The 12,667-nt window shown below is 41.1% G+C and carries 10 protein-coding genes and 1 pseudogene; 4 read left to right on the top strand and 7 right to left on the bottom strand.

Going from position 1 to position 12,667, the window contains the following annotated elements; genetic code table 11:
* Window positions 1-321 precede the first annotated feature (321 nt).
* Entirely contained in the window at window positions 322-1,248 is a 927-nt protein-coding gene (locus G7035_RS18225; RefSeq protein WP_019687929.1) for a DMT family transporter, read from the bottom strand.
* Between the two features lie 302 nt (window positions 1,249-1,550).
* On the opposite strand from G7035_RS18225, the gene G7035_RS18220 reads away from it, so the two are divergent.
* Both G7035_RS18220 and G7035_RS27455 read left to right on the top strand, forming a co-directional pair.
* Entirely contained in the window at window positions 1,551-1,964 is a 414-nt protein-coding gene (locus G7035_RS18220; RefSeq protein WP_019687930.1) for a YhjD family protein, read from the top strand.
* Window positions 1,951-2,307 carry a hypothetical protein gene (locus G7035_RS27455; protein ID WP_029514450.1) on the top strand — a complete coding sequence of 119 codons (357 nt, stop codon included), beginning with the start codon at window positions 1,951-1,953 and terminating at the stop codon, window positions 2,305-2,307. Before G7035_RS18220 ends, G7035_RS27455 begins: the two co-directional genes overlap by 14 nt.
* A 137-nt stretch (window positions 2,308-2,444) precedes the next feature.
* On the opposite strand, the gene G7035_RS18210 is transcribed toward G7035_RS27455, so the two are convergent.
* Complete coding sequence (locus G7035_RS18210) at window positions 2,445-4,970, bottom strand: transglycosylase domain-containing protein (protein WP_019687931.1); 2,526 nt, start codon at window positions 4,968-4,970, stop codon at window positions 2,445-2,447.
* A 192-nt stretch (window positions 4,971-5,162) separates the two neighbouring features.
* On the opposite strand from G7035_RS18210, the pseudogene G7035_RS18205 reads away from it, so the two are divergent.
* Window positions 5,163-5,620: pseudogene (locus tag G7035_RS18205) on the top strand (Y-family DNA polymerase); the annotation flags it as partial.
* Window positions 5,621-5,818: 198 nt separating this feature from the next.
* On the opposite strand, the gene G7035_RS18200 reads toward G7035_RS18205, so the two are convergent.
* The 4 genes from G7035_RS18200 to G7035_RS18185 form a co-directional block, all read right to left on the bottom strand.
* Window positions 5,819-7,090 (bottom strand): DNA polymerase IV, encoded by a 1,272-nt coding sequence (locus G7035_RS18200; protein ID WP_196478868.1) that lies wholly within the window; start codon window positions 7,088-7,090, stop codon window positions 5,819-5,821.
* 795 nt (window positions 7,091-7,885) lie between these two features.
* Complete coding sequence (locus G7035_RS18195) at window positions 7,886-8,926, bottom strand: NAD(P)-dependent alcohol dehydrogenase (RefSeq protein WP_019687933.1); 1,041 nt, start codon at window positions 8,924-8,926, stop codon at window positions 7,886-7,888.
* 417 nt (window positions 8,927-9,343) lie between these two features.
* Window positions 9,344-9,769, bottom strand: coding sequence for a Rossmann-fold NAD(P)-binding domain-containing protein (locus G7035_RS27925; protein WP_019687934.1), 426 nt, complete (start codon window positions 9,767-9,769; stop codon window positions 9,344-9,346).
* Window positions 9,760-9,915: an SDR family NAD(P)-dependent oxidoreductase gene (locus G7035_RS18185; protein WP_019687935.1), complete on the bottom strand. Its 156-nt coding sequence runs from the start codon at window positions 9,913-9,915 to the stop codon at window positions 9,760-9,762. The genes G7035_RS27925 and G7035_RS18185 overlap by 10 nt, the downstream gene beginning before the upstream one ends.
* A 222-nt stretch (window positions 9,916-10,137) precedes the next feature.
* Here G7035_RS18185 and G7035_RS18180 point away from each other — a divergent pair, with 222 nt between their 5' ends.
* Window positions 10,138-11,043, top strand: a complete 906-nt coding sequence (locus G7035_RS18180) for a helix-turn-helix domain-containing protein (RefSeq protein ID WP_019687936.1) — start codon at window positions 10,138-10,140, stop codon at window positions 11,041-11,043.
* A 649-nt stretch (window positions 11,044-11,692) separates the two neighbouring features.
* On the opposite strand, the gene G7035_RS18175 is transcribed toward G7035_RS18180, so the two are convergent.
* Window positions 11,693-12,643: a GRP family sugar transporter gene (locus G7035_RS18175; RefSeq protein ID WP_019687938.1), complete on the bottom strand. Its 951-nt coding sequence runs from the start codon at window positions 12,641-12,643 to the stop codon at window positions 11,693-11,695.
* Window positions 12,644-12,667: the final 24 nt, after the last annotated feature.

Raw genomic sequence — 12,667 nt, 5'->3', positions numbered from 1 at the left:
ACAATCCCCTCTTCCGCAGAGTTGGCTTTCGCAGCTTGACGTTACTCCGCGGAAAAGCTAAGTATAAGACAGATCAAATCGTTTCCAAATCGTCCTTTGGGGAAGTATCCTTCGGGGACACATGGTATCCTGATCCTTTCTTTTGTGGAATAAAACTCCGACATTTCTGTGGTACATATAATTCTATAATTTATTATACCACACCTTGTCACCTGCTAAACAGCTTGCTTTTTTGCTGCACCATATTTTATTTTATGTGTGAGCATGCTTTATTGTATGTGCGAGTTGACGCATTATACCAAAGGTTTGGCGAGTACACATTCAATGACCTGAGTGTGTTTTATTTTCACTTGGAGTTATTACCCTTAGTTTGGCTGTTCTGCGCTGATTGGCCATAAATACGCCCCCGAGTATAAGAACCAGCCCGGTCAGCACGTTCCAGCCGATATGCTCATTCAGAAGTAAAAAGCCCCATACGATGGCACTCACTGGTACAAAATACGTTACCGAAGAAGCGAATTCCGCACTCCCCCGCAAAATCATATAGTTGAACAAGATATATGCTACCCCTGAACCCAAAACTCCTAGTCCTATTAGGGAACCTAATACTCCTGGAACAGAAACGATCGACAAATCTGGTCTCTCTACAATTACCATCATAATACCACCCCCTGCTGCCGCACCAAACAGTGTCGCAAAGGTAGCCTGATACATGGAAAGATTGGAGAGAAAACGTTTGGAGAGCTGTGTTCCAAATCCGTAGCAGAGAGTCGCAAGCAGCATACATCCAAAACCTACCGGATCAACAGAAATAATAGAGGCAGGATTAATACCCAATAAAATAATAATTCCTATAAAAGCGAGCCCCATTCCTAACCACTGCAGGCGATGAAATATAGCTCCGAAGAAGACAAGACCCACCAACATAGTCCATATTGGCGTGGTGGCATTCAATACAGAAGCCATGCTGCTAGCTATTCTGGTCTCACTAAAACCAATCAATGTCCATGGTAAAACCATGTTGACACATGCTACCAGAATAACCGATTTCCACGGAATGCTTTTGATTTTAAACGGCTTGCGTATAAGAACCATTAATAAGATGATAAAAATAAGACCAAAACTGGATCGCAGAAATACAATGGTCCACGGTCCTACTTGATGTAGCAATAACACCTTAATAAACATAAAAGAACCGCCCCAAATAAGGCTCAACAATAATAAAGCTGCATATAACGAACGTGACAATATGTAAACCTTCTTTCTTGACTCTCTTATGTTAAATAGTAAAAAATGTCGCTATCAGAACGCTATCCCCTTCTATGTAAGTTTTTTATCCATTAGCTTAACATAAACTCTGTTTGGCTGTCATCGGCCCTATATGCAAGAATCTTTACATAATGGCACATGGAAGTAGCGCTCCCCGCACTTTTCCAATAATTGATGATTGCTTTAGCAACAGAAAAATTCCTATGATGAAGTATATTCAGAACATATGTTCTATATTCTTATTATATATTGTACTTTCACTCCGCGTAAAGGAGATATTTATGACAAACAGAAAGGTACTTGATAACAAGCATAAAGCTCCTTTGCCTTCTGAAGAAGACGCAGGACTGATCAAGATGTGTGTACTTCTAACACTTGTACTGGATGTGCTGGAACGAGACATTCGCATTATGAATATCTCTCCTCTAAAAATGCCCGATTTGTATATTCGTAGCCTGACTGGAGTACAACAGCGCGTAACTGTTCAATTAGCAGAAACAAAAGCACGAATGAAAAGACAGGGAGTGAAAATATACAGCGAAATCCGAAATCATGAAGGCGTAGAGGTTTTGTATGTATGCCGCGGTTACCAAAGACGATTTTTCATGCTTTCATCCTTTGCCCGCAGTGAGGTTCGGCGTAAACTCGGATACTACCTGGGAATTGATCTGACCCAAGACTATGCCCCCTTATAATCTCGCCTTGCCTACTTGCCTGAACAAAGAGAAAATTTTAAAGCCCATTGGTTACATGCAAATAATTTGGCTCGTATTTTCAAAAAGGAGAAATCTAAAATATGAAAAAAGAGCAGAGCCGCATAAAATGCTGGCTCTACTCATAATTACAACAGGCTGCTGGGATCAGGACAGCTTAAAGGATGCCAGATTGGCAAATGCATCGATTTATGATCTTACTCCTAAGGGCCTACTCCAGCAAACACTAGAAGTTGTAGATGAATCTCAAACCAATGAAGGTAAAGTACCAATGAAGTTTATTCAGGCACCGAGAATTCTGTCCGACAGATGTACCGGAGCCTGACTATCCAACTTCCCATTCAAGGTAGCCATTGTAATGGAATAGCGTTGGAATGAGGAGTATCCCCATGTCCGTTTTCATCCGCAGGTCACTGTCAATATTGTTGGAAACGGTGTTCTAAACTAGATCGTCCATGTTGCTTAGTTGTTGGATTGATCAGTCGTTGGTTTAGGATCGATAACCTCATCAGGCTGAGTTTTTGGAGCACCACTCTGGTTCTCTGATTCAGAAGGTGTCTCCGGCACGTTTTCAACAGAAGGTTGCGAAGTATCTGTTGATGGCACATCGTTATTCTCATCAGGCGGTTCGATCTCTGCGTCTGTGTCAGGAACAGAAGGAACTGTTTCCTCTGGTGGAACCTCCTCTTGATCTGTTGCTGGTACCTTGATCTCAGGGACATCTTCTTTCTTGATATCTGGTTTGGACGGAACTACTGGTCTAGCAGAACGTGGAAGCTGTTCTCTTCCGACTTCGGTCGGCACGTACTTTTGGTTAAACCAGTCAGTCACGAGGTGACCTGATTGGCGGGAATAGCGCCCTGGCAGCTTACCTGTAAGACTAGATACCGTAACTTTCACAACGCCTTCCGGCTGTATAAAATGCTTATTCTTAAAAAGCTCAGGCTGGTCCTTGACCGCCTCATTCATGATCAACGCCCACACCGACTGTGCTCTGGTGTGACCTTCTTGAGATAATGTATTAACCTGTTGACGATAACCAGCCCATACGCCTAGCGTAACGTCAGGTGTGTATCCCATAAACCACACATCACCAAAGTTCTGTGTCGTACCCGTTTTACCCGCAATATCAATGGTACCGTAGCTCTTAAAAGCTTTTTGCAGACGTTTGCCAGTTCCTCTTGGGTCTGATATAACGGTTCTGAGCATATCCGTCATCAAAAATGCGGTTTGCTGCGAATATACACGTTTCGTCTGTGGTTTAAATTCATATACAATCTTACCGTTGGCATCTGTAATTTTACTGATCAAGTGAGGTGCATTATACACGCCCATATTGGGAATTGTCCCATATGCTGCGGTCAGTTCCTCGACGGATACCCCCTTACTAAGTCCACCTAGAACTCCTGTTTGAGCATGTTCATCCTGCGGCTGAATCGTCGTAATTCCAAGAGAACGCACAAAATTCCAAGCGTTTGGAATTTTAACTTCATATAAAAACAGCCTCAGTGCAGGGATGTTAATTGACCGATTGAGTGCTTCACGGGCTGTCATAAGCCCCTCATACCTTCTGTTATAATTTTTAGGAATATGATAACCCTTTCGTCCGTCTTTCAATATGATTTGTGAATCATCAATAAGACCGGCGGGCTGAGTGTAGCCCTTCTCCAAAGCAGGTAAGTAAGCAGCAATAGGCTTCATGGCAGAACCGGGCTGACGTGTCATTTGAGTTGCATAGTTCATTTGCTCGGTATTAAAATCCCGGCCCTCGATCATACCGAGGATAGCCCCTGTTTTATGATCAATCATGATTGCCGCAATCTGTTCTAGTCCCTTCTTCTTACTGTATGGAGAAAAATTTTGTGGATTAGCTGCAATCTGTCGCATATTGCTATAAATTTTTTTGTTTATCGTTGTATAAATTCGATAGCCGGACCGTTGCAACTCTTCTCGCGTATTTTGAAGAAGTTCAGCATGCTCAGGCTTAGAAATCTCGGCTGCTGTGAGATTCGGATTTTGCTGGAGTGCTAACAGCTGTGCGGCCTCCCGCTCTGTTTCCAGCATCAAATAAGGGAATGTGTTATAGCTTTTTTCGCGATGGGGTGCAAGAGTCGCTCTCACATCAAATTGAAGCGCATCATTATATTCGGACAGTGTGAGCTTGCCTGTTTCCAGCATTCTTCCCAACACAACACGTTGGCGCTCCATCGCTTTGTTGAAACCTTCTTCATCAAAATTCCCTTTACCATCAAAAGCGGAATAAACAGATGGCAGCTGTGGAAGACCTGCCAAATAAGCCGCTTGAGCAATATGAAGCTTATGTAGATCACTTACATTAAAAATTCCTAACGAAGCAGACTTGATTCCATACAAATTGTAACCAGCGGAACCATTACCAAAAGGCATTTTATTTAAGTAAGCCGTTAATATTTTGTCTTTGCCCATAAAACGCTCCATACGTAGTGCCAGCAGCATTTCCTTCACCTTTCGGCTGTCCGTTTTATCCAGACTGAGGAAAACTCTTCGGGCTACCTGCTGCGTCAGTGTACTGCCGCCAGTTTGGCGGTTTTCATTCAAAAGTTTCTGTTTGACAGCACGAGCCGTCCCCTTTAAATCTACACCATGGTGCTCATAAAATTGGCTATCTTCTGTTGAAATGAGGGCATCCACAATGGACTGAGGGACATCCTTCAGGTCAACGAGCTGTCGGTCCTCTTCCATGCGCATTCTTCCAACCGGAGTTACCTGATCATTAAAAAATACAAAACTGGTCAGAGCATTCTCATTTACCTTTTCATATATCAATTGACGTGATCGTACAGGTTCATCATGAACCAGTGCCGCCACATAACCGGATATAAGACCTCCGGCAAACAGCACTCCAAGTACACCCGCAAGCGAGAACCACTTGATATTAATCAGCAAAACTCTGCCAAAAATGCGCCACCTACTGCGTTTTTGAGATGATGGTCGACGTTTTGGGTTCATAAAAATGGTTTTCTCCCCTCAATATTCATTCATTTCCACTTGTTTTTGTTCAAGATAATATGATACGCCATGCTAGGTTTCCCGTAAACTGTAATGTTCCAAAAAATACATTTGTATTAGGAACACTTGTTCTATATATAATACTACTATAAGGGTATATGTTCAAGAATATTCTGGAATATGATTAATCACATGCCAGGAGAGGAGATCAACATTGTGAAGGAGCGTGGAAGTAGAACCATATTTCTAGCGGACTGCCAAAGCTTTTACACCAGCGTCGAAAAAACGGATAATCCCGCATACCAACATAAGTCGCTCGTTGTGGCCGGTGACCCTGCACTTCGTTCAGGCGTTATTTTAGCCACGTGTCCGCTGGCCAAAAAACATGGTATATCCACTGCAGAACGTCTGGGGGAAGCTGTAAAAAATGTCCTGACCTTATCATTGTACGCCTGCGCATGCAGCATTATATCGATGTCTCATTAAAAATAACAGAAATCTATAATGAGTATACGGATTTGGTTGAGGTTTTCAGCATTGATGAACAATTTCTGGATATGAGCGGAAGTCTCTCCCTGTTCGGAGATCCGTTGAGTATTGCAAGTGAAATTCAGCGGAAAGTGCTGGGACAAACAGGAGTATGGACTCGAACCGAAGGAAAAGTATAAAACACAGCTAAAATACCAAATAGCATTGTAGTATTAACAAAGTCCAGCAATAATTTTCTAGACTTTAATTCAAAGATTAACAGTTTTTTAGTTTTACCTGTTTCCCAAGAACCCTTCAGACCAATATGTAGTGGGATCTGACCTTGCTCTAGTAATTCTAAATTACATCAGTATATCCCTTCATTTATTTATAATGCCCCCGATTTTTAGGGATCTCTCCAGTGCCTGACCAGCTTGGGTCAAAGAGGACGCTCTTACGATAGCTGCGCTACCATAGCGTTCTTTAATTTTATCTGTTGCTTCTTCCAAGGAGCGGATACGCTCATGATCCTCAAAGAAGGAAAGTTGATAAGTTTGGTCGTCAACCAACCCACTTAAAGTGACACCTAAGCGTCGTATCGGCATACCGTTCCAAAAATTATAAAATATTTTTTTTGCTGCGTTGTACACTTTATTCGTATTGTTAGTCGGATCTGTAAGCTTCATTTGCCTGGAAAATCCGGTGGGAGCCTCATATGGGCTACATGTACAACTAACGGTCACGACAGAGCCCATGCACCCCTTACGACGACTGTCTCGACAAACTTCTTCCGAGAGTTCAAGCAGGATGGTCTCTACTTCATTTGGTTCCAAATAATCTTGGGGTAGGGTTATCATATGACTTATCGACTTTTGTGGAGAACTGAAGGTATACGGAGCTACAGGACTCTCATCTAGACCATTGGCTGTTTTCCACATGACCTCCGCCTGTATATCCGACTGTTTTCCAAAACGAGCGCGAAATTTAGACTTAAGGTCTGGTAGAGACGTTCTAGCGATATCACCAATGGTTGTCATACCAAGCCGCTCAAAATGGGACGACATCCGCGAACCTACCCCAAACATTTTATTAACTGGCTGTGGCCAGAGCAGCTGCTCTAATTCTGTCTTGGGCAACGTGAATATACCGCTTTTAATTTTTTTAGCCCAAATATCGGTTGCGCTTTTGGCAAGAACCTTATTGGAACTGATTCCTATTCGTACCCAAACCCCGGTTTGTAAAAGAACCTTCTTTTGAATTTCTCTTGCAACGGTTAAAGAATCTCCAAAAATTTTAAAACTACCCGAAATGTCCAGAAACTGCTCATCGATACTAAACACCTCTACCAGGTCGGTGTATTCCTTGTATATATCCGTAATTGCTAAAGAGACATCGATATAGTGTTTCATACGGGGACGGACGATCACAAGCTCAGGACACTTCTTGAGGGCTTCACCGAGCCGTTCTGCTGTAGACACCCCGAAACTTTTAGCCATAGGACATGCTGCTAAAATAATTCCAGACCTGCGTGCAGGATCGCCTGCTACCGCAAGCGGTTTATTTTTATACTCTGGGTAGGAAGCTTTTTCTACACTCGCATAAAAAGACTGGCAATCCGCCAAAAGAATTGTCCGCTCAGTTGTTTTAGTCATGCTGCACCCTCCAAAAAAACGATCATATACGTACGAACATGTATTCTTATTTATTATAATACCAAACATTAGTTCTGTATTCAGGTAATTTATAGGATTATGTAAATCAATCATCAAAGATTGGGTATCTGGTACGAGCGTGGATCATCACATTATTTCTGTGATCATAAAGGCCAAGAAAGCTTAATGTGCTCGTGGGGGATGAGGATCGGAACGGAATTCTGGTTGGCTGGGCTTCATCTTTTAAATGTCAACAAAAATAAAGAACCAATGTATAACATTTTATCTTGTCTTGAAAAAGCGGAAACTTGGTATACACATTTGAATTCAATTAAAAAAAGGCTTTCTTCAACGATGTCGTAGGTACATTTCCGCTGTATGGACTGAATTCCATGACATTTATAGTTCCCAATGTACTTTTAATTTCTTGAAAAGCTCTAGTAAGCTGTGCTTTGTTAGTAATATCCGCAGCAAAACCTTGAGCCTCAATTTAGTTAATTGCTCAGTATACTGGTCTAGTTTCTCTTATGTTCTTGAAATCATAGCGAAATCCGTGTTTACCAAACGTTTTAGCCAGTGAAAAGTCCAATCAGGGATCTGCACCAACTATGGCCAATGTTTTCAATACAAATTCACTTCTTCTCTTTTTAAATTCTTATGAGCTAATTTACTAGCGTATTTATAAATTAGAAAAGCGGACGAGCAGCAATTCGTCCGCTCTATTGTAAGTCCTGTCTTTCAGATAAGTGCTTTTGATGATGTTTGTGTCTATTGAGTTATCCTCGAAAATACGACTTAAAAGGTAGATGTATCAATAACAAATCGATATCGCACATCATTTCGGATAAGTCGCTCAAAAGCTTCGTTGATTTGATTGGTGTGAATTACCTCAATTTCAGGGACAATACCATGCTCTGCGGAGAAATCAAGCATTTCTTGGGTTTCAAGAAGATCGCCTCCAGGCGTTGCTGCAATTCTGCGACGACCCATAAGCAAACTGAGCGTATTAAATTGGTTCGACTTACCGGGATCACCAATGATAACAAACGTACCATTTATATTAAGCATGGATACGTAAGCATCTAAATTAAGACTTGCAGAGGTCGTGTTGAAAATCACATCAAATTGACTAGCTAGCGTCGAGAATGTGTCAGGATCGTTCGTTGCATAGTAATGATCGGCGCCAAAACTTAGCGCATCGCTTTTCTTATCCATTGTCTGACTCAAGGCCGTAACTTCAGCTCCTAATGCATGGGCATATTTGATAGCTAGGTGGCCGATACCTCCAATACCGACGATAGCGACTTTTTTGCCTGGACCTACTCCCCAATGTTTCAAAGGATAGTAAGCCGTAGCTCCTGCACAGAGTAGTGGACTGGCAACATCTAAGCCCAAACTATCTGGGATCTGAAGTACGTAATTTTGCTTCACTACAATTTTTTGACTGTAACTACCGTAAGTAATATTTCCATCGTAGTCTACGGAATTATACATCATGACCATGCCCTTTTTACAGAACATATTCTCACCACGTAGGCAATTCTCGCACTCTCCACAAGAGTTCACGAGAGGCCCTACTCCAACCTGGTCACCCACTACAAACTTAGTTACTTCCGTTCCAACCGCTTCTACAATTCCTGTCATTTCATGACCGGGAACCATTGGGAATTGAGAGTAACCTCCATCATTATGGACCATATGAACATCGGTGTGGCATACACCACTATACTTAATATCGATTAGAACATCATCTGGGCGCAGTTCCCTCCGTTCAATCATCGTCCGTTCAAATGGCGCATTCGCACTGAGAACACTCAATGCATGAACTTTACACATACTTGTTATACCCCTTTCATTTTTCATATTATATATTTCAGATATCAGCTAAATTGTTGTATTTGAATTGTATTCGTATCCCTATCTCATCCCCCTTCATACACTATTTCCAGCCTACACTTAGGTACAGCGTGATAACGCATCTAAGGTTGTCTTAATGGATACTTATAGTTTAAAACTCCAGATCTATGGTTAACATAGCCTGATTACAGACAAAGTTGTCCCTATTACTGATTATTAGGAAAGAAAATGAATACAAAAAGCCCCTCAACTTCAGGAAAGCAGAGGGGCCATCGTAAACCTTATTATTGCTCCGTACTTATTTATTCATATAAGGGCTAATAACCTTTTGGCAGTAATCCCAAACTTTTATTTCGTTTTCTACAGAATAATATCGATCCCGTGGTTTTTCCTCCTTCATGTTACCAAAGAATTTCTCTCATTAACCTTTTCTACTTCTTGTGATGTGGCCAAATATACGGTTGTAGCAGCTCCTTTTTCTGGCGTATTCATGAATGGAAGTGCCAACTTAAACACTATATTATTAATTAAACCTTTATCGTTGTCTTGTCCAAATCTAGTCGCAACAGCACCAGGATGTAACACGTTCGCAGTTATATTTTTCAGTCCCCTTCTCATTAGTTCAGCTGACCAGTGTCTTGTGATCCAAATCGTATACAATTTGGAGGATGCATACGCACCGGACGAGGTGTAGTCCTTTTCCAACTGTAAATCGCTGAAATCTGGTTTTTTGGCAATCCTATGTGTTGCGGAAGAGGTATTAATGATCCTTGCTGAGGGGCTTTTTGAAAGAACATCTAATAATAACTCTGTTAAGAGCAATGGTGAAAATACATTAAGGGTCTCTGTGCTTTGTTTTGATTCCGTCCATGAATGATCACAGTGTGTCCCTGCTTTGCCATGGTTTTCGCCGCAACTTTTCCGATTCCATCAGTAGCTCCAGTAATAAGGATGATTTTTGTAATCATCGTAATTCTCCTTTTCATTTAAGTAATATATTTATACTGCAACCCATTCGATTAGGTACATATCCAGGTTACTGATGATATTGTCCAGATTACTGATAAATAGTTCTGTAATTCAAACAAGTTTATCGTGGATTAGACTATGTCTTACTTGAAATTCAAAGGATATGATAAGAAGAGCTTTCTATTTGCGAGGAATTGTTTTGTTCATAAGGAGGGCAAATCATGTTAACGGTTGAATCAATATCTGACTTACATGAATTACTCGGATACAATAAACCTAAACATCCATTAATTACTGCGATGAATTTTGAAAATGCTAATCCATCGGAAACCATGTTTAACACTGACGTCATGTTGAATTTTTATGTGATATCTCTAAAAAGTGGTACTCAATGTGATTTTAAATACGGCAGAAAAAACTATGATTTTCGTGAAGGCAGCCTTGTTTTCACAGCTCCTGGTCAAATCATGATTTCTGAGGGCAATTATACACCTGAATATTCGGATGGCTGGATGCTTTGTGTTCATCCTGACATGATCAGAGGAACCACACTATGGTCAAAAATATCCGAGTACAGCTTTTTTGAATACGAAGCAAATGAAGCCTTGCAGCTCTCTGAACAAGAGAGAGAGACGATTGAACGTATAGTGAAGAACATTGAAGATGAATACAGTAAAAATATAGACCTTTACACGAAAGAACTCGTTGTGTCCAATTTAGAATTACTCTTAAACTACGCTAAACGCTTTTATGGCAGGCAATTTATCACTAGAACAGTGGTTTATAAAGACGCCGTCACCAAGTTCGAAGAGCTTTTAAATGAACAGTGTACAGTGGATATTATTGAAAAATCAGGTACACCAAGTGTAAAAGGCCTTGCTCAAGCAATGGGGTATTCACCTAATTATCTTTCGGACATGCTAAAAAAAGAAACCGGTAGAACAGCTCAGGATTTTATCAAATCCAGGGTGCTGGAACTTGCAGAAAACTTGCTTTTAACGACTAAAGAGCCTATTCATCAAATTGCTGAGAAGCTTGGATTTGAACAGCCTTCTAGCTTCACAAAATTTATAAAAACGCACTTAGGTTTGAGTCCAATGGATTTCAGAAGGCAGCATTTGGTATGAATAAAATTAAAAAAAGGTTTGTCTCTATGTTTATTTTGAGACAAGCCTTTTTCCTAATGTTCATCCTATCCATCGAAATAGAATAAAAACATTATATTGACACTTTTTGAGCCTCTCAAAACTGTAAAACATCATTGCATTTATTAATTATTATAAAATACAACTAAATAAGCTTGTCCGAATAACACACCTATCTTAAACACCTGTAATCAGGAAGTATGCGCAACGAAATTTCTGCCATGTACAAAGCTGTCTGTCACATATATTAATGCACCACATTTATGACTGTAGTAAAGTACAGCAAACGGATAATCTTTCTATTATTTATAAAAATACTTTTACAGCGGGAGATGTTATTTCAATCTCAAAAGCTACTCACCTGAAAACTACTTCCTTTGACAGTGATTGCGCGTCCTATGACCGCTGTTAAACACAAAATTCCAAAAAAAACCTATGCAATGGTTAAACCATTCACATAGAGTTTTCTCATTATCCGTTTACTTGCGAAAGCTAATATTTTTAATATTTCCGCCTCGGTCAGCCGCAATCTGTAGCTTGTAGCGCTGGACGAGAACGGGTACGCTACAAGCTATCTCAAAAGGTACGGGTTTGTAATCAGCGCATTCCGCTAATATTCAATTGCTAAATCTCAGAGCTTGACCAGGCTAATCAATCCCACTCCGACCATGATTACCGTAATGCCGGCCAGTAGACGAAGCCATTCGCCGGGACTCTTCTTTTCCCTGAAAATCAGAATACTGCCAACGCAGGAGATGGCGATACTCGCCTGAGAGATCGGAAAACTGGCAGCGACTCCAATAAGCCCATTCGAAATGAATAGCGCCAAATTTGCCACGCTCCACGACAAACCCGTAGACAAATTGCGCAGCACCTGAACCAGATGAAGCTTCTGCCCTCCCTTACAGTTCATTAAAAGCGCAGAACACAGCATGCCAAGTGATTGCGGTAAGATGACCGACAGACCGGAAACATGAAAGATTTGATTAATAATAACATACAAGGTTAAGGCTATACCCGAACAAACCAACATGACAAGAATTTGAAGGGGTAAAGGCTTGGACAAACCACTTGATTTGCCCTGATAGCTCGTCAGCAAGATGCCAGACAAAATAAATATAAGCGCTGCTAATCCAATACCAAATTGGTACCCAGTCGTCCATTCGCCCAAGATTAGTGCTGCAAAAAGCGTCGTTCCCATAAGTTGTAGCCCACAAATAATGGGAATGGCCGTTGAAACGCTTACTTTCTGGAAAGCTTGAAATTGAAGCAACTGTCCTACGGACCAAAACACACCTGAGACAAAGCTCACAATAAATGGTGTGATTTGAAAGTTAACAGGTGAGTACGAATACAGGCACAGTGCGAACAATACGGCACCGATGACCGTCCCCGTCAGTTGCTCGCGAGGACTGGCTTTTGTCATTTGCGCCAGTATGGGCATGAATCCCCAGCCTATGGCTGGAATAAAGGCAATGAGTGTATCCACATGCAGTTCCCCTCTCGTAAAGTGAGTTCTTCCGTGCAATCCTTTAAAATACCATGCAGGAAAAACCAACAGCTTTACGATATCAAAATACACCCACCTCAATCACCAGTATTTTTA

The organism is Paenibacillus polymyxa, from assembly GCF_015710975.1.
GTDB lineage: Bacteria > Bacillota > Bacilli > Paenibacillales > Paenibacillaceae > Paenibacillus > Paenibacillus polymyxa.
The sequence above is the reverse complement of the archived record's forward strand: the minus strand, read 5'-3'. Positions and strand labels throughout refer to the sequence as shown.